At 44.7% G+C, this 23,271-nt stretch carries 18 protein-coding genes; 16 read left to right on the top strand and 2 right to left on the bottom strand.

The window, feature by feature from the left end; genetic code table 11:
- Positions 1-277: 277 nt before the first annotated feature.
- The 7 genes from MHH86_RS15935 (at position 278) to MHH86_RS15965 (ending at position 8,944) form a co-directional block, all read left to right on the top strand.
- Entirely contained in the window at positions 278-2,095 is a 1,818-nt protein-coding gene (locus MHH86_RS15935) for a glycosyltransferase (protein ID WP_081383661.1), read from the top strand.
- A 19-nt stretch (positions 2,096-2,114) separates the two neighbouring features.
- On the top strand, positions 2,115-4,421 hold the full coding sequence (locus MHH86_RS15940) for an exosporium glycoprotein BclB-related protein (protein ID WP_081383660.1): 2,307 nt from the start codon (positions 2,115-2,117) through the stop codon (positions 4,419-4,421).
- 92 nt (positions 4,422-4,513) lie between these two features.
- Positions 4,514-6,304: a fibronectin type III domain-containing protein gene (locus tag MHH86_RS15945; protein ID WP_340940246.1), complete on the top strand. Its 1,791-nt coding sequence runs from the start codon at positions 4,514-4,516 to the stop codon at positions 6,302-6,304.
- A 161-nt stretch (positions 6,305-6,465) separates the two neighbouring features.
- On the top strand, positions 6,466-7,476 hold the full coding sequence (locus MHH86_RS15950) for a phosphotransferase (protein WP_076106604.1): 1,011 nt from the start codon (positions 6,466-6,468) through the stop codon (positions 7,474-7,476).
- 137 nt (positions 7,477-7,613) lie between these two features.
- Complete coding sequence (locus MHH86_RS15955; protein WP_076099164.1) at positions 7,614-8,201, top strand: DUF1349 domain-containing protein; 588 nt, start codon at positions 7,614-7,616, stop codon at positions 8,199-8,201.
- A 159-nt stretch (positions 8,202-8,360) separates the two neighbouring features.
- Positions 8,361-8,624: a hypothetical protein gene (locus tag MHH86_RS15960; protein WP_051490957.1), complete on the top strand. Its 264-nt coding sequence runs from the start codon at positions 8,361-8,363 to the stop codon at positions 8,622-8,624.
- Positions 8,625-8,752: 128 nt separating this feature from the next.
- Positions 8,753-8,944, top strand: a complete 192-nt coding sequence (locus MHH86_RS15965) for a hypothetical protein (protein ID WP_342479351.1) — start codon at positions 8,753-8,755, stop codon at positions 8,942-8,944.
- A 93-nt stretch (positions 8,945-9,037) separates the two neighbouring features.
- Here the strand turns inward: MHH86_RS15965 and MHH86_RS15970 are convergent, their stop codons facing one another.
- Complete coding sequence (locus tag MHH86_RS15970) at positions 9,038-9,850, bottom strand: class I SAM-dependent methyltransferase (RefSeq protein ID WP_038571275.1); 813 nt, start codon at positions 9,848-9,850, stop codon at positions 9,038-9,040.
- A 310-nt stretch (positions 9,851-10,160) separates the two neighbouring features.
- Entirely contained in the window at positions 10,161-10,844 is a 684-nt protein-coding gene (locus MHH86_RS15975; protein WP_076141253.1) for a metalloregulator ArsR/SmtB family transcription factor, read from the bottom strand.
- A gap of 166 nt (positions 10,845-11,010) precedes the next feature.
- Between MHH86_RS15975 and MHH86_RS15980 the strand changes: the two genes are divergently transcribed.
- The 9 genes from MHH86_RS15980 (at position 11,011) to MHH86_RS16020 (ending at position 23,243) form a co-directional block, all read left to right on the top strand.
- Positions 11,011-12,414: an MFS transporter gene (locus tag MHH86_RS15980; RefSeq protein WP_342479352.1), complete on the top strand. Its 1,404-nt coding sequence runs from the start codon at positions 11,011-11,013 to the stop codon at positions 12,412-12,414.
- Positions 12,415-12,435: 21 nt separating this feature from the next.
- Positions 12,436-12,792 (top strand): iron-sulfur cluster assembly accessory protein, encoded by a 357-nt coding sequence (locus tag MHH86_RS15985; RefSeq protein WP_342479786.1) that lies wholly within the window; start codon positions 12,436-12,438, stop codon positions 12,790-12,792.
- A 23-nt stretch (positions 12,793-12,815) separates the two neighbouring features.
- Positions 12,816-13,100: a hypothetical protein gene (locus MHH86_RS15990; RefSeq protein ID WP_076213782.1), complete on the top strand. Its 285-nt coding sequence runs from the start codon at positions 12,816-12,818 to the stop codon at positions 13,098-13,100.
- A gap of 153 nt (positions 13,101-13,253) precedes the next feature.
- On the top strand, positions 13,254-14,051 hold the full coding sequence (locus MHH86_RS15995; RefSeq protein ID WP_244886340.1) for an AraC family transcriptional regulator: 798 nt from the start codon (positions 13,254-13,256) through the stop codon (positions 14,049-14,051).
- A gap of 209 nt (positions 14,052-14,260) precedes the next feature.
- The gene (locus MHH86_RS16000) at positions 14,261-15,571 is read left to right on the top strand and encodes an NtaA/DmoA family FMN-dependent monooxygenase (protein ID WP_076223664.1); all 1,311 of its coding nucleotides are present in this window, start codon (positions 14,261-14,263) and stop codon (positions 15,569-15,571) included.
- Positions 15,572-15,596: 25 nt separating this feature from the next.
- A complete protein-coding gene (locus tag MHH86_RS16005) occupies positions 15,597-16,646 on the top strand; it encodes an NAD(P)/FAD-dependent oxidoreductase (protein ID WP_076223667.1) in 1,050 nt (349 codons plus the stop codon).
- 25 nt (positions 16,647-16,671) lie between these two features.
- A complete protein-coding gene (locus MHH86_RS16010; RefSeq protein ID WP_076213785.1) occupies positions 16,672-17,619 on the top strand; it encodes an ABC transporter substrate-binding protein in 948 nt (315 codons plus the stop codon).
- A gap of 133 nt (positions 17,620-17,752) precedes the next feature.
- The gene (locus tag MHH86_RS16015) at positions 17,753-19,672 is read left to right on the top strand and encodes an AraC family transcriptional regulator (RefSeq protein WP_342479353.1); all 1,920 of its coding nucleotides are present in this window, start codon (positions 17,753-17,755) and stop codon (positions 19,670-19,672) included.
- Between the two features lie 274 nt (positions 19,673-19,946).
- Positions 19,947-23,243 (top strand): chitinase N-terminal domain-containing protein, encoded by a 3,297-nt coding sequence (locus MHH86_RS16020; RefSeq protein ID WP_342479354.1) that lies wholly within the window; start codon positions 19,947-19,949, stop codon positions 23,241-23,243.
- Positions 23,244-23,271 lie beyond the last annotated feature (28 nt).

The following is a 23,271-nucleotide window of genomic DNA, read 5'->3' on the forward strand; positions in this document are numbered from 1 at the left end:
TTATACATATATATTGTTGGAATATGGAAACAGCGATACCTTCGTTGCCAGTCGCAACAAATACGGTATACGTTGCATGCCAGAATTAGTAGGTGGAAATTTCCTGCATTCTGTAAAAATTATTTATTGCATTAATAGAGCAGAGTTGCATACCCGGCTGTCTTTTTAAGCTTATCATTATTTGTGAAACTGGCTAATAGCAACTTTGGTTGTCTTGAATGCAACGCTAATAGAATGGTAGATTTAGGGAAAATGTCGAATATAGGAGGAAAAGCGATTGAATATTAGCATTATATTGTTGGCTCAGCACTTTAACCTGACCGTACAATGTCTGGATCGGATTAAGAAATATACGTCTATGTCCTATGAGCTGATTGTCGTCTCGGATAACGAATCTGCCGAAGTGTCGAATTACCTTGCGTATGAATACGGCGTTCATGTCATTCATAGCCGGAGCAAAGGGGTTGCAGCAGCATTCAATCTGGGCGCGGTGTCATCTTCGGGAGATCATCTTGTATTCATCCGCGATCAGATTATGGTTAACGAGGGATGGTTAGAACAGTTGTCGGGCTGTCTGGACCATCATTCCAATGCTGCAATCGTGGGTCCGAGGATGAATGATGTTAGCGGCGCTCAACGGATTCCGATTGTATATCAGAACATGGAGCAACTCTATCAGTCGTCATCGATGCTTTCCATCGGGAAATCAATGTCTTGGACCCGGGTTCCTAGACTTGTCAGTTTACTAATGATGATACCCCGTCGCTACTTTGAGCAGATCGGGTCCTTTGATGAGCGATTTGAGGTCGAATCTTACGAGGATGACGATCTGTGTTATCGCACGTTATCTATGAACCTGGATATTTACATAGCCGAAGGATGCGTAGTCTTCCGGAAGGAACCTCCTTCAGTAGATCCTAATGATCCTGATTGGTACAATAACCGATTAATCTTAAATCGTGCTATGGCCCTAAGCAAGTGGGGATTCGATTTAACTTCTTCCTTGTATAGTGGCACAAGGAAAGTCACTGTCAGCCTATGCATGATTGTAAAAAACGAAGAGCACACCTTAGGACGTTGTTTATCCAGCGTGAGGGAGCTTGTCGATGAGATCATTATTGTTGATACAGGTTCGAGTGATGGGACCAAAGAGCTCGCGGCATCTTATGGAGCACGGGTTTATGATTTCGAATGGGTGAACGATTTCTCCAAGGCAAGAAATTATGCCTTCAGTCTCGCTACTCAAGAGTACCTGCTGTGGTTGGATGCGGACGATTATCTGCAGTTAGAGGATGCAAAGGCTCTCCAGTCCATCGTATCCGAACTACCATGGGATATCGATGCTGTATCGATGCATTATTATCTCGACTGTGACAAAGACGGAAGTGTAACTTCGAGCTTGAGACGTAATCGCCTTCTAAGACGAAATTGTGAATTCCGTTGGATTGGAGTCGTTCATGAGTACCTTGAGGTCGCAGGCAATGTGTTCTATGCCGAGTTAGGCATAACACATGATCGAAAGCATACGCAGTCCTCGCGTAATCTTCTCATCTATGAGGGGATGTTGAAAGCGCAAACGAGGTTCACTCCGCGGGATTTATTTTATTATGCCAACGAGCTATACGATCACGGCCAATGGCAGCGAGCGATAAAGCAATATGATGCCTTCATTGTCATGCCGAATGGCTGGTTGGAGGACAAGCTACTTGCGAGTCGGCGTGCCGGAGATGCATTGTCACAATTAGGTCTCTTTCAAGAAGCCAAGCTTAAAGTACTTCAAGCTTTTGCCTTGTCGCCTCCCCGAGCCGAAGCCTGTTGTCAATTAGGGTCTTATGAGCTAATCGAACAACGGTTCGAGAATGCTGCTTTTTGGTACAAGCTAGCCACGGAAGTACCAAAGCCGACTGAGCTTAACGCTAGAGTAGACCTTCCGGCATGGACGTGGCTGCCGCATTTGCAATTATGCGTCTGTTACGATCGCTTAGGACAATACGAACAAGCGCATTATCACAATGAGATAGCTGGGGGCTATGTACCGGATTATCCGAGCGTCATGGTTAATCGCGATTATTTGAAGCAATACATAACTTTATAAATTTGAGGGGGATTTAGTAATGGCAAGATTAAAGAGGACGAAGGCAAGTGGCAAGAAAAGTGGCAAGCAGTTAGCTTACAAGAGCTCAATGGCATTTATTCTGATGAGTCAGTTGATTGCACCCTTGAGCCCTGCTTATAGCAGTATTCTACCCCGGGCAAGTGCAGCAGCTTACAGTGATGTCGATTCTACCTCATGGGCATATCAGTATATCACTAAAGCTTCCACGCTTGGGGTAATCGAAGGAGACGGTACCGGCAACTTCAGTCCTAACCGTCCAGTCACGAATCAGGAAGCGGTTGTTATGGTGCTCAGGTTCATGGGATATGAACAGCCTAAGGTTACTAGTGGAAGTCTACCCTTCACCGTAGATTCTTGGGCTACTGCTTGGATACAACAAGCGATTGACATTGGCCTCGTGGTTCCAAGCGAGGAAGGGAGACCCAGCACCGTAATCTGGGGAAAAGAGCAAGCAAGTCGTGAGTGGATAACACGTTTAATTATTCGTGCCGCAGGCAAGGAATCCGAGGCTATCGAGTTTAGGGATAGCGACATAGGTTTCTCGGATGCATTAGACGCATCGGACTGGGCAGCAGGCTACATTAATGCCGCAGTTAACCGCAAGGTCATATCTGGCTTCCCTAATAATACTTTCAAGCCTAAGCAGACGGCTACTCGCGCCGAGTTTGCAGCTATCTTGTCTAAGACTGAAATATTTGCGAGCAAGGTATCCGATCGGATTATCCATGGCTCTGTCGTCTCGATGTCCAAAAATTCGATCGAACTCTTAAGCAGCAGCGGTCAGACAGAGAAGTTCGAAATCAATAGCAAATCTGTTCTGTTCGGGGACAATGGCAAGGGCGTGTTTCCTGCGGGGTCTTTGGTGACGCTTATTCATAATGGAGGAATGGCATCCTTCGTTGAAGTGTTGGGATTAGGGGCTGTAGGCCAGACTAGTTCGAAAGGGGAAAAAGGAGACACAGGTGCTACCGGCCCAGCGGGTCAAAATGGGGCATCTGGTTCAAGTGGACCGCAAGGTGTCACTGGTGCGACCGGAGCGACTGGTGCAACCGGAGCTGTCGGGGCAATTGGGGCTGTTGGAGCTACTGGCACAACCGGGGCTACTGGTGCTAATGGAGCGACTGGTGCTGTCGGAGCAACTGGTGCTGTCGGGGCTACTGGGGCTGTTGGAGCTACTGGCGCAACTGGAGCAACTGGTGCTGTCGGGGCTACTGGGGCTATTGGAGCTACTGGCGCAACTGGAGCAACTGGTGCTGTCGGGGCTACTGGAGCAGCCGGAGCAAATGGGGCAACAGGTGCCACGGGTGCTAACGGTGCAACTGGCGCTAATGGAGCGATGGGGTCAACTGGCGTAACGGGTGCACAGGGTATTCAAGGGATAACCGGTGCTACCGGATCGACTGGCGCAACTGGCATTGGTCTTGATAGCATTGCTCCGTTCAATTCAGCGACTTCCTATCATGCAGGACAAGTCGTTACTTATTTAGGAAGTATCTACATCGTTACTATAAACAACCCATCTGGAGTACCTTCTGATATAAATAACGACTTTACCCTGCTTGTCTCTAAAGGTGAAACCGGAGCTACCGGGGCACAAGGAGTTCAGGGAATTCAAGGCGTAACTGGCGATACAGGCGCACAAGGAGTTCAAGGGGTGACTGGAACTACCGGAGCTACAGGTGCAATAGGAGTTCAAGGAGTAACTGGCGCAACCGGAGCTACGGGAGTACAAGGAATTCAAGGGGTAACCGGAGCTACCGGGGCATCTGGCGCATCAACTATAATTCCATTCTCTTCCGGATCACCAATTACTGTAACAACAATCGTCGGGGGATTAAAAGGTACAGTTGCGATGCTTGGATTTGGCAGTTCGTACTCAGGAGCTAGTATAGTAGGTGGAAAAATAGATTTAACCAGAAGTAATGGTTCTGATCCTACAAAAGATCCGTACAACCAAGCTTTTATCGTTCCACGTAATGGTACGATCACTTCAATATATGCTTTTTTCAGCCCAACTTTAGCGTTTTCTTTAATAGGCACGACCATAAACGTTCAAGCAGAAATATATAAAGCGGATAGTAATAGCAACAGTTTTACACCTATTATTGGTTCAGCAGTATCCTTGGCGCCTAGTTTGACAGGAATAATTTCTATTGGATCTACTAGTGACGGATCAGTCAAAGGCATAAATACGGCTGTTCAGGCTGGCGATCGCTTAATGTTAGTGTTCTCTTCGACGGCTTCCGGTCTAAGCTTGATAAATACTGTAACAGGTTATGCCAGCGCCGGAATTGAGATTAAGTAATTCAAGATTTGAGGTAGGAACCATCCATTTTATTTGATAGGAAGTGATTAAAAATGGCAAGGAAGCTATTTCCGATAAAAAAATTGAGCTTAATGTTGGTGTTAGTTCTTATATTTCCATCCGTCATTCAATTCCCGTCTGTAGGAGATGCAAAAGGATGCTCTTTTGAACAAGTAAAGCTATTGGCTGCACCAGCGAATCTGGCAGTCAGCGATTCAACCTCCACAAGCATTCGCCTTACCTGGGATGCCGTAGAGGGAACCTCTAACACGGATGTGAGTTATAAGGTAAATCTAATGGAGTCTACCAATCCTAGCGTAACCGATGTGGTCTATACCTTCGATTCAGGCGAATTAACGGAGTATACGGTGAAGGGATTGGTTTCCGACCGGAGCTATACATTTACGGTCCAAGCCGTAAACATATCCGGACCCGTGTCAAAAACAAGTCCACCTTTAACCGCAAGTACGCTTCCAGCGGAAGCGTACCCACCAACAACGAAGGAAGAGGAACTCCCTCTAGCCGATCAAGAATCACCGAGTACGCCCGAGCTAACTCTTTTCAGTCGCACATCAGATAGCATTAGCTTGGCATGGACTTCATCCGAGGATAATGTCGGAGTTGCGGAATATGTTCTATATAAGGACTCTGATCTGTTGGCAGAAGTAACAGTTAGCACAACGGTCTACACGGCCGTCGACTTGAAGGCTGGACAGGAGTATACCTTTGTAGTACAAGCTATAGACGAAGCAGGGAACAAATCAGCAATTAGTAACGAGTTGAAGGTTAGTACACTTGATGTTGTAAGTAATGTTGGTCCCATTATGAGCATGGGCAACGGGAATTCCTTTCATACATTGACTGTACAGCCGGATGGTACCGTATGGGCTTGGGGCAATAATAGGATGGGCCAGCTCGGTGATAGCACAACCATTGCTCGTAATAAGCCTGTGCGAATTGTTGGCTTGCCGGAGATAAGCGCCACATCCGTTGGACAAGACCATTCCATCGCGCTCGCGACGGACGGAACGATTTGGACATGGGGAAGCAATAGCGTGGGCCAGCTGGGTAATGGTACGTCGGCGCCCCAGCTTGTGCCGCAGCAAGTGACTGGATTAGTGAATGTCATAGCGGTTCAAGCAGGTGAGCAGCATTCGCTAGCGTTGTTGTCCGATGGAACGGTGTGGGCATGGGGACTTAACACATATGGGCAGCTTGGAGATGGAACCACCGAGGATAGTGCATTACCGGTGCAGGTTGCAGGTTTGGACTCAATCGCATCGATCTCAGCCGGAGCCTTTCATAATCTAGCGGTTAGCCACGATGGTCAGGTTTATGCATGGGGGTTCAATGCCTACGGTCAGCTCGGAGATAACACAAAAATCGACCACGTGACCCCAGTGCAGGTTGCTGAGTTAAGCAGCGTTACTTCCGTATCTGCCGGCTTCTATCACAGCATGGCAGTGAAAAAGGACGGAACCGTATGGAGCTGGGGAACGAACGTTAAGGGAATCTTGGGGGATGGGACAACCGAAGATCATTATACTCCCGTTCAAGCCTTGGATCTTGGTTCAGTTATCAGTGTATCCGCTGGCGCCTTGCATAGCATGGCTCTGAAAAGCGATGGAAACGTATGGTTATGGGGAGCGAACAATGAGGGCCAGCTCGGTGGTAGTGCTGAGTCGGAGCGTTCCCTCGCTTCTAAGCTCAACATTGGCAGTCGTATCGTCGCTATTAGTGCAGGTTATATGAGCGGCGGTGCGGTTAGTGAGGAGGGGACCTTGCTGACCTGGGGGTATAATGGATTAGCCCAGCTTGGTGATGGCACTTATACTAATGTCATAGAACCTGTTGCAATTTCGCTTGTAGAAGAATCTTATTAGATTTGAAGAGTAGGGAATTTCAGGCCTAAATGGCAATGAATTCCCTATTTTTATAGGTGAGTCAAAAAGAGAAAACTCTTTTTATATTCATACTTTATCATTACAGCTATCCGTCTAGACTGTTAAAATGATGGAAGTATGGTAGACAAAGGAGATAAGCAATGAATAACGGTTTTCAGATCAATACTGAGGAGAATCGACTCCGAACTCTGAGACAAGTAAAGCAAGCGGCGTTTCATGCTTTGCAGGAATACGAAATAGACTGGAACTCCATTCACTTCATTCAAGTATCCGAACATGTCACCTTCCGCATTGTAAGCGAAGTGGGGGAACAGTTCTTGCTCCGTATTCACCCGAATAACAAACAACGCGAAGGAACCATTTCAGAAATAGAGTGGTTGTTCGCATTGAAGAGTAAGGGACTCATCTTGCCCGAAGCTGTAATCAATCGTGAAGGGGCCTTTATTACGGAAACGTCGGTGTGTGACGGACAACGGTTTTATTCGAGCTTAATGAGATGGGTCGCGGGAAAGCATGTAGACAAAAGCGAACTAACGGAGGAGGGCATCCGTAAAACAGGATCATTGATGGCAAAGCTTCATGAGGCCAGCTCTGATTTTAGTACTTCCAGCGGCTTTACTCGTCCTTCTTGGGGTGCACTGAGCTTTAAACGGGACTGGGATCACCTAAGTCTACATCGCAAACATTTCATATCGGATGAGGGTTTTAAGTTGTATTCCGTAGCTGCCACTAAAGTGGCGACATGTCTCGAAACGTTCACAAGACATGAACAAAATTACGGGATGATCCACGCGGACTTACATAATGGAAATGTCATTTTTCAGGATAATGAACCGTACCCTATTGATTTTGGCAGGTGTGGCTTCGGCTACCATCTTTACGATATAGCTCAGGCTATTATGGGATTATACCCAACACAAAGAGCTTATTTCGTCGAAGGATATCAGAGAATCAGAAAGCTGGAAGATGAACATATAATGAAGCTAGAGTGCTTCTTAGTCATGGCAATAATCGAAGCCTATAGCTTTCATGCAGAGAATCCGCTAGAGACCGAGGGTTTGATCGAAGAGCAGCCATATGCTCAAGCGATTTTGAGAGCTTATGTGAACGGGACAACCTTTTTATTTAATTCTCTGGATACTTCAATATAAAAGATTAGAAAATGATGTGCGTTATATTCTTCAAATGGTATTATTAGGATGAACTGCTGAAAACTATTTAAATTGTATTTGGAATCTTAGCAATGAAAATGGTTGACAAAACTTTATAAAAAGTGAGGAGTAGAGCAATGAACTTTAATAAAGAACAGCTTTTTTGGATAAATCCAATCAATGATTATTCTATTACAGAAAACAGGATTGAATTTGTAACGATGCCGAATACAGATTTTTGGCAACGAACCTATTATGGTTTTAGAAATGATAATTCACCTGCACTGTTAATGAAAACTGCTGAGAAGTATTTTTCATTTATAGTAAGAACAGATTATGATAGTGCAAATAGATACGAGCAGTGTGGGATAGTCATCTATCAGGACAGTGACAATTGGTTCAAAGCATCGGTAGAATATGAAAATGAGGAATTCCAAAGACTTGGAAGTGTGGTTACAAATCACGGATATTCAGATTGGGCAACAACAGATATCGATGCAAATATTAAAACAATGTATTATAGACTAAGTCGACGTGAAAGTGATTTCTGTATTGAAAGCTCTTTGGATGGAACTACATTTGAACAGATGCGTATTTTTCATTTGTTTGAAGGGAATGAGGAAATAAATTTTGGCTTATATGCTTGTAGCCCAGAGAATTCTTCATTTAAAGGTGTCTTCACGGAAATGGAAATTACTGAGTGTAAGTGGTTGGAGCATAAATAGTCGTTTACGCAGCTGAAAGTGAATATTACTCAATAATGGCCTTCCTATAAAGGAAAGGTCTTTTTTAGTGGAGCGGTTATAAAGTTGTCATCAGTTTCCGATTTCTACATTTACTCATGTGGTAAAATTAAGATAAGTGGATCTTGGGAGGAGAGGACATTGAGTCTTGTGATGATCATTTTGTTACTGTTCTTAAATATTCCAGTATATAGATTTTTGTTTCGCGTGTTCTTCGTGGATAATGATGATTATAACGAATCGATTAGGCATACTTTTACGCCTAACATCATTTCTTTATTCCGGGGAGAGTATTGGAAGGATAGAATGAATACGGCAAGACTTCAGTTTTTTATACTCATTTGCGGTGGGATTGTTGTTTTGGAATACCTTGTTTTGCATAAAATAATTGATATTTTTCGTTAAATAGAACTTCATTTAGAAACTTCTGCTTATGGTGAGCAGGAGTTTTTTTATCTTGCATAAGCACCGCTCTATTATGGAAAACTTATGTAGTGCGAATAAACAGCATGAATCCATTTTGCGAGGTGATAATGATGACAAATCAAGATCCGCAGGAGCTTCTTAAAAGTAAACATAAGCTAGATGAGCAGAAGAGGCAGTTCACAAATTTTGCCCGAAGTGCTTCCGGTCATGGTGAAGTAGAAGCAGGCCAGGAATTCAGTAATGACCGAGTGCCAGATGATCAAAACCGTATGAAACCTGTTGAGAACAGACAAGATTGATCTTAAAAAAGCTATCAAATAAGCCGATCCTTTTCTGGATCGGCTTAGAATAATAATTATTACGTTGTAAGGTTGTTCAATAGGTATCGGATGCTAGAGTTTTCTTGCTTTAATTACAAAAGTTACAGGAAGCATCTTTGCTTTTTTTGCAAAATCGCTTTTATCGTCCCGCGACTGCATAAGTTCATCATCAGATTGCTCAATCATTTGCTCAATAACAAATCCAGCTTTAGAGAGCGCATTCACATAGGTTGATAATTTACGATCCGATAAGGTTAGCGTACTTTCTTCAAGAGATACTGAATACCAAGATTCATCGAAATAACATTTTTTGAAAACAAGCATATCATTTTCTGCAACAACACATTTGTGTATAGGGTGAGACCAGCTGAAAATAAATGATCCATCTTTTTTAAGGTAAGAAGCAATCCGGCTAAAAGTACCCTCAAGGTCTGTTGTCCAGCCTATGGCATAAACCGAATAAACAAAGTCAAAATAATCCTCTGGCAGGCCACATTCTTCTTCCATGGGAGAACAGATCAAATTTGCTGAAAGTCCGTGCGCCGTCAAAAGTTGCCTAGTCTTTTCGATTTGATTCTCTGATATATCCGTACCCCATAGTTCAGATGCATTGCGTTCCCCCAAATATTGCAAAGATTGACCGCTTCCACAGCCTATCTCCAGCAACTTTTTCCCTGAGACATCACCAAAAAGTTGACATTGTTCTTCTGAGACAAATGCTCCATATAAAGGTAGTGCGGTAGCTCCTAAAACATCATTTCCTTTTGTATCCCAAAATAAGCTGTTTGTTTCATGAATAGCATTCGTATTCATATCGACCGAGATGGCGACGCCAACCTCACCCGCGCCTATAACGTTTGTTCTATGACCAGAATTTTTGTCCATGCAGACACCCGCCCCAAATATAGATTATATAAGCCTAAACATATCTCCCGACTTGCGCGTAATCCTAATAACATATATCGAACACGAACAAGCTGAAATATCAACCATAGAATAATCTACCATTTTCCCATGAACATAACCATCCATAATTTTCTATTAAAACTTCCATTTATGAAATAAAGCATGATATGACCATATCAGAAAAGGAAAGTTATGCCCCATGAATTTGTTACAATATGTAAAACCGCTGCAAGGTACCGCTTCAAATTATGAATATTTCAACGGGAACACCCTTCCCTTAGTGGCGCGGTCATTCAGCATGGCAGCTTGGAAACAGGAGCTTATTTTGTCTAACCGTATATACACAGTTTCTTCCTCCCGCTAATATGTACTCCCCCCGTTCAATATGAACATTATTACCTAGAACAGTTTTAAATAGATGTAACTCATTTTTGCATAACCCGGTACATACAGCAGCAGCTTCACAGATCGGGCAATGTTTCTCAATGAATAAAAGACTGCCATCATCCTGCTCCTTAACCTCGGCCATATAGCCTTCATTTGTTCGAATCTCGGCCAGTTTCTCCAGCTTCCCTCTAACGTCTGCTGTATCACCAAGTTGCTGAAGATATTGTTCTTGCATATTCTTATTCCGAACAGCCAGCAGCTTGTCCAGCCCCTCGTTTCCGAAAGCTTCTTTCATGGAATGGATCAGACTGACGGATAAATCCGAATATCCGCTTGGAAAAAACCGATCGGCCGCGGGGGTTAAGATCCATAGCTTGGTGGGCCGACCCATGGGACGGGCCTCTTCTTTATTAGTAACCAGCCCTTCTTCTTTCAGCGCATTCAAATGTTGACGAATAGCCATTCCAGATAGCGAAAACTGCGAGGAGAGTGCCATAACATCCATTCCCCCTTGCTGCTTTAACAGATCAATGATCGCTCTTCGGGTCTTGGTTGAGACATCCTTTTTGGTTTGATTTCGGCTCAAGGTGCACCTCCTTTTGAAGCAACTAAATCTACATCACAGACTACATTTTAAACAAAAATGTTGACAAAGTCAAAGCTGAACTGTAGCTTAGACATTATAAACAAAAATGTTTACTAAGTGTCCGGATACGATGTATACATACCAATTTTCTTGGAGGTCACATTTCATGTCGTCTAATCATCAAAGTATTTTCAGCCCACGTTATTTTGCACTATCCATAGGTATTATTCTGTCAGTGATGGCCGTTGGATTCGAAGGTCTGTCCGTAACCACCATTGCCCCTTCGATTGCTGGAGATTTGAACGGCCTTAGCCTGTTTGGCTGGATATTCAGCACGTATCTGCTTGCGCAGATTATCGGAACTCTGGTCGTCGGTCGAATCATAGATAGAAGAGGACCTGCAGTACCGTTCACTATCGCACTACTTTTGTTTATCGTTGGGTTGATCGCTGCCGCAACATCAGGCGATATGTATACCATGATAGGATCACGGGCCATGCAGGGTTTGGGTGCCGGAGCTATGATGACTTGTGTGTACACAGCAATATCCTTAAGCTACCCGGATGAATTACGCGCCAAAATACTAGGAGCGTTTGGTACGGCCTATGTTCTTCCGTCCATGCTCGGTCCATACGTTGCAGGTCTTATCGCAGATCAGTGGTCCTGTCGGTTTGTTTTCTGGGGAATATTACCGATCCTGATAATTTCAGCGCTGCTTAGTTTACCTGCGTTCACGAAATTAAAAACACCGAAGACACAAGGGGATATCGGAGCTTCATCGACTTGGATGGCTTTACTGTTAACGATGGGTACAGGGGTTTTCTTGGTTGGTCTAAGCATGCTTCCGAGTATTATGGGATTTGTTTTAGTCCTTATCGGCTTAGTACTGATGATATTTCCGCTCCGCAAACTGCTGCCGAAGGGAACTCTTACGCTTCGAAGAGGCATGCCAGCTATCCTGGCAACACGTGGGCTGTTCTTCGCTGCCTATACCAGCACACAGAATTTCTTGGTATTGGCTCTAATCGATGTGAAGGGAATAACGCCTTCTCAGGCCGGATTGATTGTAGCGAGTGCTGCGTTGAGTTGGTGCGTCATAGCGTATCTGCAAGGACGGTGGGATTCGGCAGATCAGGGGCGTGGACGGCATACGCGAATTATTCTGGGTGTATTGCTGCTTGCCATAGGGATTACTATCGTATTTTGGATACCCGTGGTGACCGTTACCGTTGCAGTTTTTGGACAGATCATCGCTGGAATCGGCATTGGATTGGCGCATCCGATTAGCGGTGTTGTGGCGTTTTCTCAGACAAGAGAAGGAGGTGTCGGCAACACCTCGGCAAATCTGCAATTTGCGGATTCTTTTACACCCGGTGTAGTTATCGGGATCGGCGGTTCCATTCTTGTGGTTTGTCAGGCTGGCGGAATGTCACTCCAATCCGGATTAATTGTAGCAATGGGTTTCCATCTCTTGTTGATTGTAATGAGTTTATTTGCGAGCACTCGGATCTCACCAGTAGCTGAACAGATAGGAACGGGTATCCAATCTTTAGGTTTGAAAAACAAATAAACGAAGGAGGAGTTCACAATGATCATCGAGGTCAGTGATAAGGCATCAGAAAAAATCGCCGAAATCTTATTAAGTGCGAATATCCGAAATCCATTCCTTAGAGTGGGTGTTGATGAAGGGGGATGCAGTGGATTATCCTATACCCTAGTCGTAGATGAACAGCAGGCAGAAGAGGATATTGTATTAAATAAAAAGGATTTTAGTATATTGGTTCACCCGAATAGTATTCCTTATATTGACGGTCTTGAAATTGACTATGAAGAGAGTGGAATGGTAGGCGGATTCACTATGAATAACTCTAATGCAAAAGCTTCATGTGGATGCGGAGCCAGTTTCAGAATGGCCAATTATCGTGGCGAAATAAAAAAATGTGATTGAACAGCAGAAAGGAGAGAAGAGGAATGATATCATTTGCAGTATCCGAAAAAGCATTGGATTCATTTAAGAATGAATGGGGTTTGGAAGAGGACCAATATGTAAGAATTTATGCAAAATATGCCAATGGAGGCTCAGATGCCTTCACTGTTGGAATTAATGCAAGTGCTACACCGATCGATCCCGCATGGGTTCAATCCATTGGCGGATTTCATTTCTTTGTTGAAAAAACTGATGTTTGGATTTTACAGGATGAACTTCTTCAAATTGATTGTAATGAAAACGGCATATTTTCAACCAAAATCTCCTGAGCATCTTCTTGGGTACAATGTACATTAGAATATCTACTACACTTCTAGCAATTTCGCACACTATTGTCTATACTGTTTTAAATAAATATCAGAATTGGATCTGATTTTAAAAGAAGCATGGTGCTAGGAAGCAGGTGCAGAACATTGATAAATTTGGACAAATTAGCAAAGGCATTTACTAAAGGTGTCTATGAAATAGAAGATAGAAGCCGCTTAGTCATCCAGCCCAAAAGCTTATTAAGTGAATTCACCACCGTTAAGCATGGATTTCTATTTATCATTCGCGGGGGAGCCAGAATACGTGTGAATGGAACGGTATATGAATTACGGCCAGGATCAGTTTTTCATGCTGCTCCGGGCATGCAGATGGATTCACAGGTTATAGGACAATCTGAGCTCGAGTATTACTCACTTTTTTATAAATTGGATATGCCGGAAGAAATGAATAGTACTCACGAATTTGACTCTCATTTCAAGCTGGAGCCGGGAGCGAATCTAAAGATTATTGAATTACTAATTATGCTCCATCAGAATGCCCATCCATCCGGAGAAATTGGTAAGCTGCGTATCAAGGAGTTGTTCTTAAGCCTGATGCACCAGGTTCTGATTGCGTGCAGTTACAGAGAGAACGATAGTTCTCCGAATCAAAGAATGGTAGACGAAGCTCTTGCGTATATTAAACTTCATTATATGAATTCACTTACACTCGGTGAGTTAGCGGAACAGCATGCAATGAGTGCCAACCGCTTCTCTTACCTCTTTCATAAATATACGGGACTACGACCAATCGACTATGTCGTTAATTATCGTTTGGAACGGGCCTGTGAATTACTCAAAGCAGGTAATTTTCCTATCCGCGAGATTGCTGACCGTGTTGGTTATGACAATCCACTATATTTCAGCCGATTATTCAAAAAGAAATTTGGTGTTTCTCCCTCTGCCTATAAGTAATGTACATAATGAGCTTCTTGTGCTTGAACTACGTCTGCAGCTACTGGTGATAAGCCAGAAGTGCAGACTTTTTTTTATTTAGATTAAATAATGATGCATGCTGGATTTGAGATTTGTACATTTGAATTTATTTAAATTTTTGATAAACTCACCTTTGTAACTGAGAATCATTATCAGTAAATTGATTTATAAATGAAAGGCTGGTAGATATGACAGAAAAAAGACCAAGACAATTATGTATTGGCCTGTCCTTAAATGCAACCTGGATGAAAGGAGACGGCTGGCGACACCCGGATAGCGGAGTAGAGAAGATGGAGTCTATTGATTACTATATTAATTTGGCAAAAATGGCTGAGAATTCAAAGCTCGATTTTCTTTTCAGGGCTGATTATCTGTATGTTAGCCCGCAGATGTTAGGAGACTCCTCAAATTTCGGCAGCCCCGACCCTGCATTGTTTTTTGCAGCGATAGCTCGTGAAACCGAGCGGATCGGACTGGTAACGACGATTTCCACTACTTTTAATCCGCCGTATGTTGTTGCAAGGCAATTGCAGTCCTTACACTGGCTGAGCAATGGACGCGCCGGCTGGAATATTGTCACTTCGATTGAAGGTGCCAATAATTTCAGCGATTCACCTATGCCGTCACCGGAAGAAAGATATGCCAAGGCTATGGAATTCACGGATGTTGTACGCAAGCTTTGGGAGAGTTTTCCGAATGAAGCGATTGTTATCGACCGTCAGTCAGGTATGTTTTCGGATAAGGATAAAGTGACTGCCATTAATCATTCCGGGGAATTTTTCAGTGTAAAAGGGCCGCTTACTTTGCCTGCTCACAAATCAGGAACACCGCCGCTATTTCAAGCTGGTGCTTCAGACATTGGACGGAATTTCGCCTCATCTGTAGCTGATGCTATTTTTGCGGCAATGCCGGATATCGAATCGGGAGTGGAACTAAGGAATGATCTGAGAAGAAGAGCGGCTGAGCAGGGCCGTGATCCGGATGCTATCAAAGTTTTGCCGGGCTTATATTTTTTCCTGGCCGATACGCGCGAAGAAGCACTTAAATTACATAAGGCTGCACATGCGAATTTAAGCCTTGAACGCAGACATGCTTCGCTCAAATCGGTGATGGGTCTTGATTTAAGCGGTTATCCCTTAGATAAGCGAGTAACTGACGATATATTACCCGATTCCAGTCAGGCCGTCCGCAGCCGGACTCATGCCGAATTGTTACGGCGGTATATTATCAAAAACCAGCCTACAGTGAAAGAAATCTTGGACAGGCCGGAGGTTGTCGGATCTGCACATTGGGTATCTGTCGGGACAGTAGAGGATGTGCTGAACGATATTATTGAACGGTTTGATGCGGAGGCTATGGATGGCTTCATCGCCTTGCCAGGCGGCTCGGAACAATCTATGGAGTTGTTTTTTGAGAAGTTGGTACCGGAGCTGGTTGAAAGAGGTTTATTCCGGAGTGAATATACTGGAAGCACTTTCCGTGAGCATTTAGGGATTTAAAAAAGAGAAATGAGGCGATTGAACGATGCATGAAGTGGAATTGTTTGATGTTACGATTATTGGCGGCGGTCCGGCTGGATTATTTGCTGCATTTTATAGCGGACTCCGTGAAATGAAAACCAAAATTATAGAATTCCAACCTGTACTTGGCGGCAAGGTGCATGTCTATCCGGAAAAGATGATCTGGGACGTAGGAGGCTTACAGCCTATTCTTGGCTCACAACTTATTGAACAAATGGTTGCTCAAGGGATGACTTTCCAACCGGAGGTTGCCTTTAATGAAAAGGTCACATCCATCTCGCAAGATGAAGCAGGTTACTTTATTTTACACACCGCCGCAAACCGGAAGCATTTCACTAAAACTGTGATATTGGCCATTGGAGGAGGCATTCTGAAGCCGGTCAAGCTCGAAATCGAGGGTGCCGAAAGATTCGAAATCACAAATTTGCATTATACGGTGAAGTCACTTGCCCGATTTAAAGAGAAGACTATCCTAATATCGGGAGGCGGCCATTCTGCTGTTGACTGGGCGAATGAACTGGCTCCGATTGCCAAAAAGGTGTTTCTGACGTACCGGAAAGAGAACTTAAAGGGGCATGAAGCCGATATTTCACGCTTGGCAAACAATGGCGTAGAGTGCTTGTTAAATACTTCAATCGAAAAGTTGATTGCCACACCGGATCACGAAAGAATAGGGACTGTACTGCTGAAAAGTAATGACAACGGAGAGGCATTTGAGCTGTCTGTCGATGAGGTCATCATTAATCACGGTTATGAGCGCGACAAAGAACTGCTGGTGAACAGTGAAATTAAAATGGATCTGTGGGAACATCAGATTTCAGGATCAGTAACGAGCGGGACATCCGTGCCGGGTATTTATGCGGCAGGTGATGTTCTACACCATGATGGGAAACTGCACCTGATCGCGGGGGCATTCCAGGATGCTGCCAATGCGGTAAACCAAGCCAAACAATACATCACACCGGAGGCAAATTCGTCCGGGATGGTGTCTTCACATAATGACCTGTTCACGCAGAAAAACCGTGATTTAATGAAGCATTTATACAGACAGTAATGATAACAACTCAAGGGGGAGCCAAATGAAAAGACTATATGGATGGATTGCATCCTTAATTATACTTGCAGGATTACTGGCTGGATGTTCCGAAACTTCAGTCACGCCTACACCGGAAGCCGGCAAGATCGATGAAGCGGGATGGCCTAGAACAATTGCGGATGCCAGCGACAATGGAGTGGTGCTTAAGACACGTCCTGAGCGTATAGCGGTTTTGCATCCCTTGTATTTAGATTACTTTTTTGCTCTAGATACTCCTCCAATCGCATCAACCAATGCAGCGGAAGCGATGAAGGATTTTGCTACTTTACAGCCTTATGCTGGAACTGCTGAAATTATTGATTTGGGCAGCAGCAATGCGAACCTGGAAATGATCATGGATGCAAAGCCAGATGTGATTGTAACCTTCAAGGGTTCTGTTGATAGCAATTATGAAGAGTTGAATAAGATTGCACCAGTCATCTTAATTGACTACACCGATACCTGGGAAAAAACGGCCATGCTGTGTGCTCAGATTGTTGGTAAAGAGACATTAGCGGAACAAGCCATTAAGGAAACCCAAGAAATGATTGCAAAAACAAAAGAACAGTTAAGTAGTCTTGAGAATAAAACATTTGCTTTACTACGGGTCGACGGAAAAGCCAATTTTAATGCTCAAGGCTCTAAAAACACGATGTACTACAATCAAACTGTAGGCTTTGGGTTGTTGCCACCAAAGGGATATCCTGAAGAGGGAGGGGCACTTTCTCTGGAGGGAATATACAGCATGAATCCAGATTATATTATTATCCAGCATGATATGGATATCGCAAAGGCAGCCATCAAGGACAAGGAAACTTCGAACGTGTGGAACTCACTGGAAGCAGTGAAAAACAATCATGTACTTATCTTTGATAACTCACTCAATAGCGCAAGTATCCTGGCTGTCCGTTTGGCTGCAGATCATTTTCTGCAATTGGCGTCTGAACAATAAAATTATATTACAAAATCCGATTGCACCTTTTAGGGCAATCGGATTTTTGTTATTAAGTTAAATATCTTGACTGTTATTGATAATGGTTATCATTTATGATGAGTATTAGACAGATAACGGAGGGGTAGTCATTATGCACAAAAGCAATCAAATATTGCTTTGGGACCAAGCGACGGTCAAGTTATTGGATGTGCGCCGTATTGAAAGGGTTCGGGGCGAAATTCTTCATAAATATAAGATTCCTGCCAGTATATTTTTACTTTCGGTACAAGGGAGCGCTCAAGTTCAATTAGATCAGTCTGAATTTTCTTTTACAGGATTTCAAGTCCTGCATAGCGGGAAAGGAGCGACCCTTAATATTGTTCCGACAAGCAAGAATTTTGTTTACTATATCATTTATTACCGTGCATGGATGCAAGAGGAGGATCTGTTCCAAACACAATATTGTTTTTCCCCAGATGCACCCATTTTACTTTATAACAAAATGCAATTGATGTATCAAAAATGGAACGAGCAAGAAGAGAGACTCAATGTAAAATCACTTTTTTATCAATTCATTCATCAGGTTTTAAAAGAATTACATAGAAAAGAGACTGAAGTGAAACAAACAAGTGTTGCAGTCCAGGTAATCACCTATATCCAGGAGTACTATGCGGAGCCAATTACATTAGATTCGCTTGCGGAAGTATTTAATTTCAGTGCTTATCATTTGTCATCCTTGTTTAAAGAGCACACAGGTATGAGTCCGATTGATTACTTAATTCGGTTTCGGCTTGAACTTGCAACGGAGCTTTTAATGACAACAGATGCTTCGGTCGGGGAAATATCAGCAAGTGTTGGTTATAAAGACGTATATTATTTCAGCCGAATTTTCAAGAAAAGAAAAGGTGTATCCCCTGCACATTTTAGAACAAGAGAGTTTCAGCGGCCTAAAGTTGCTGAAAGTCCATTAAACTTCCCCACATCCTCTATTTTTGAACCCATCGTTCAACAGTATATTAATAATGATAATCATTATCATAATAGGGAAAAAGGGGAATTACCTATGTTTAAAATGACAAAATCTCAGACGACGGCAGCTTTACTGCTTTGCAGTTCTCTATTATTAGGTGCTTGCTCAAGCGGGACGGGTACTGCTACGAAGGAACAAAGTAATGGGAATGGAACCGTAAATCAAGCAACATCAGAAGAAAGTACGAACACTCGAATAGTATCAACGCCTAAGGGAGATGTGGAACTACCAGCAGAGCCGAAAAGAGTGGCGGCTGACCAATATATGGGGCATTTATTGAAATTAGGAATTATACCCATCGGAGCAAGAACGTTTATGCTGGATGAAGGGTGGATGGAAAAAGCGGACATACCCAAAGAAACGATCGAGAAAATTGAGGATTTAGGGGATTTTCCTTTAAATTTGGAAAAATTAACGATGCTAGATCCGGACTTAATTATCGGTTCGATCGATGAGAACATAGAACAATATGAGAAAATTGGGACCACTGTTTTTCTGCCTTATTGGGAGGGGTTAAAAACAGCAGGGCCGCTTGATAAATTTAGGAGTGTAAGCAAAATATTCGGAAAAGAAAAAGAAGCAGAAGAATGGATTACGGAATATGAACTGAAAGTAGCTGAAGCAAAGTCGAAACTTGCCGGGGTTATCAAGGAAGGGGAAACCGTTTCGATTGTTCAGTTTTCACAAAAGGCCGTGTACGTCTTAGCGGCAAAGGGAGGAAATTATGGTTCTTCCACTATATACAATATGCTGAAGCTACCTCCAACAGAAAGTGCCAAAAATATGGCGGAGGGGTTTGAATCCATTTCACTTGAAGTGCTTCCAGAATACTTAGGTGATTATGTTTTTGTATATAATGGCGATGCGGATGCAACCAATAAAGCAATGGAAAGTAACATATGGAAAGGCATCCCTGCAGTGAAAAATGGCAAAGTTTATTTGTATGGCGATAATTATCATGATGAATTCGTAATGGAGGACCCTTTTTCATTAGAGCTTCAGCTTGATACGATTGTGAATTTGTTACTTGGTTATCAGTAACTTAGGAGAGAGCGAAACGGAGCATTTATCCGTTTCGCTTTTTTTTGTACTAATATCCCGATAGCCCAATCCTTCATCATGAGCCTCAGCAACTGTGACTTTTTTCATAATACCCTTTCTATATTCGACCCGTTTTATAGGCCAAAAGTATAATTTTTACAGCAGTTTACATAAATCTATCTTTTTTTTAATTGTTTTGAGATAGGATAGTAGATGTCAAGCAGGAAGTATTTATGGTAATTACTCACCGGACTATTTCTTGAGGAGGAAGGGTATGAAGGAGAAGAATTCAGTTTGGAAAAAGAGGCTGATGAACAGCACTCTAGCTGTGGCGGTGGCCGTACCACTTCAGCTGTTCACGTTCGGAGCCGGTTCGGCGGTATTCGCAGAAGGACCAAACGATCCTGCACCGTACATTGAGGCCAAAGTGGTCAATGAGCATGCAGGCCAGAAGATCCTGTTTGACAATACCCATGAGCAGACTGCGGGAGCAGCCGATTGGGTGATTGACGGCGCTTTTTCAGACTTTGGGAATGCCCTTGCCCAGGAAGGCTATTATGTCAAAGAACTCCGCAAGACGACTCCAATTACTTTGAGTGATCTTTCCGATTATGATGTCTACATCGTCGCCGAATCCAACGTGCCCTACAAAGCAAGCGAGCAGCTTGCGATGGCGGAATATGTGGAGGATGGCGGCAGTATTTTCTTCATCGGCGACCATTATAATGCCGACCGCAACAAAAACCGCTGGGATGGTTCTGAAGCTTTCAACGGCTACCGCCGTGGAGCGTGGGACAATCCAGCCAAAGGCATGAATGCCGATGAGGTCGCTTCTTCAGCCATGCAGGGTGTGGTTAGCTCTGACTGGCTGGCGGACGAGTTCGGTGTCCGTTTCCGCTACAATGCGCTTGGCGACATTAACGCAACCAACATCGTGGCTCCCGATCAAGCCTTCGGCATTACAACGGGCGTATCGGCGGTAGCTATGCATGCCGGTTCCACGCTGGCCATTCTAGACCCAGCCCGTGCGAAAGGTATCGTCTACCTGCCGCAAACCAATGCTGCCTGGGCCAATGCCGTAGACCAGGGGGTCTATAACGGCGGCGGTGTGGCAGAAGGTCCTTATGTGGCAGTTGCGAAAAAAGGCGCCGGCAAGGCAGCCTTCATCGGTGACTCATCTCCTGTAGAAGATGCAACACCGAAATACCTGCGCGAAGATACCGGCGCCAAGAAAACAACTTACGATGGCTTCAAGGAAGTGGACGATGCCACACTGCTGGTTAACACCGTCAACTGGCTCGCTGAGCAGGAGAGCTATACGGATTTCACCCAGGTGAATGGCCTGATGCTAGATCAGCCGACAGCACTGCTGCCATTCGAGGAGCCAGCGCTGTCCACTGAGCCGCAACCGGAGCCTTGGGCTCAACCAAATGCTGGCTACAAATGGTATGATCGCAGCACCTTCAAAGCAGGCTCCTACGGCGGACCAGCAGCCACTGCAAGTGCGGTTTATAACTTCACGCACCAGGCTGTGCTGCCAAATGCACAGAATTTTCAGATTCGGGTGAGTGCAGATAATCTTCCAGCAGGCACAAGCGTTTCCGGCTTCCAGGTAGGTGTCTACCAGGTAAGCAGCGGCGCCCAAATCGCCAAGATTCAGAACAGCGACGGCACCTGGCCAAGCAGCTACGGCTATAGCTCCTCATTCAATCTGACGGCTGATCTGAACGGTCATGCCTACAAGGACCTGACGATCCAGATCAAGCCGGGCACCACAGCTGCATCCAATCTGCGCCTCCGTCAGAACAGTACAAACCTCAAGACTGAATCGGTGACGCTGGGCAATGTTCCTGCTGAACCGCTTCCGGCTGAGGAAGATCCCATTCCGGCTACAATCTCTATCGGCAATTCCCGGGCTAAGGCAGCCGGATCACTGGTAACGGTGGAGGGGACCGTGACGACCGAGCCGGGTATCTTTGGCGGACAGTCCTTCTATCTCCAAGATGGAACCGGTGGGGTTTATGTCTTCCAGAGTCAGAGCGGCTTCCACGTGGGCGATAAGGTCAAGGTAACAGCGTCCACCGCACTGTACAACACAGAGCTGGAGCTGACCGAAGCAGTACAAATTGCGAAGACGGGCACGGCGGCACTGCCGCAGCCGATTGCGGCGAACATGGTGAATGATGCCAACCAAGGCCAATTGGTTCAACTGAACGGTGTGACAGTGGCGAACATTATCAACGCTACGCCAAGCGGCTCCTTTGAATTCGACGCAGTCAACGCCGACGGGACAAGCAATCATGTGCGCGTGGATGCCCGGACAGGCATTACTAAGGATATCTTCCCTTATACTGAGGGACAAAAACTTAATATCACAGGTGTTGCCGCAATTTTTAAAGGCATCTACCAGCTCAAGCCGAGAAGCCTCGATGACTTCGCCGCAGCAGAAGAAGAGGGGGCTCCGGTGACAACGGCGACGCTGTCTGCCGAGCCTAATGCTTCCGGCTGGTTTAACCAGCCGGTCACCGTTACCCTGAAGGCGAATACAGATACAGCTAATGTTTATTACTCGCTTAACGGCAACAATGAAGCTGAGTACAGTACACCTGTGGACCTGAAGGAAGACGGGCGGCATACATTGACATACCATGCTGTGCCGGGAAAAGGCAAATCGGAAGATCCCAAGACGTTGAACCTCAATATTGATACGGCTCCACCGGTTGCCGAACTGAAGGAATCCGGCCATGAGGTGAGAGATGTAGAAGAAGGAGCGCAGCTTTACTTTGAATTGACTGCTGACGATATATTGTCAGGTGTCACCTCGAAACAGCTTCTATTAGATGGGAAAACGATTGCCGAGGGCCAGACCCTGAGCGCCGCCGATTTAGGCGCCGGCTCCCACACCGTGAAATACACCGTGCAGGATGCGGCCAGCAATACGACTGAAAAGAGCTATACTTTCCAGGTTATTGGCGGCCAGGTGATTGCGACTGGTAAGCCAGGACAGGCTGATCTTTCCTCCAACAGCAGCTATGCTAATGGACTTAGTGATGGTAACTATACGGTCACCATGAACCTATGGTGGGGTAATAACGGCACGAGCTACAAACTCTATGAGAACGGCACACTGATTGATTCTAAGACACTGAAGGATGTATCGCCGGCTGCCCAGACGGCAAGCACAGAGCTTCATGGCAAGGTGAACGGCACTTATGTATACACTGCGGAGTTAACCAACAAATATGGCACGACCAAGATCGATTCGCTTACGGTCACCATAAGTGACTCTGCGCCGGGCAAGCCGATTCTGTCCGAAGATAACTGGGACGGAGATGGCACCTATAAGGTGTCGATGAATCTTTGGTGGGGAACTAACGCTACAGAGTACCGACTGTATGAAAACGGGGAGCTCATCGACTCACAGCCGCTGAATGCCCATACACCTTCGGCGCAAAGTGCAGCAACCACCATCAGCGGACGCTCTGCCGGTGTGTACGAATATCGGGCGGAGCTGGTCAACGCGGCGGGAGTAACTGCCAGTGATACGATCAAGGTAACGGTCATCCGCTAAACTGAATGGCAGTAACAATAACAGTAAA

The sequence above is a fragment of the Paenibacillus sp. FSL F4-0097 genome (genome assembly GCF_038593125.1).
Taxonomy (GTDB): Bacteria; Bacillota; Bacilli; order Paenibacillales; family Paenibacillaceae; genus Paenibacillus_AQ; species Paenibacillus_AQ odorifer.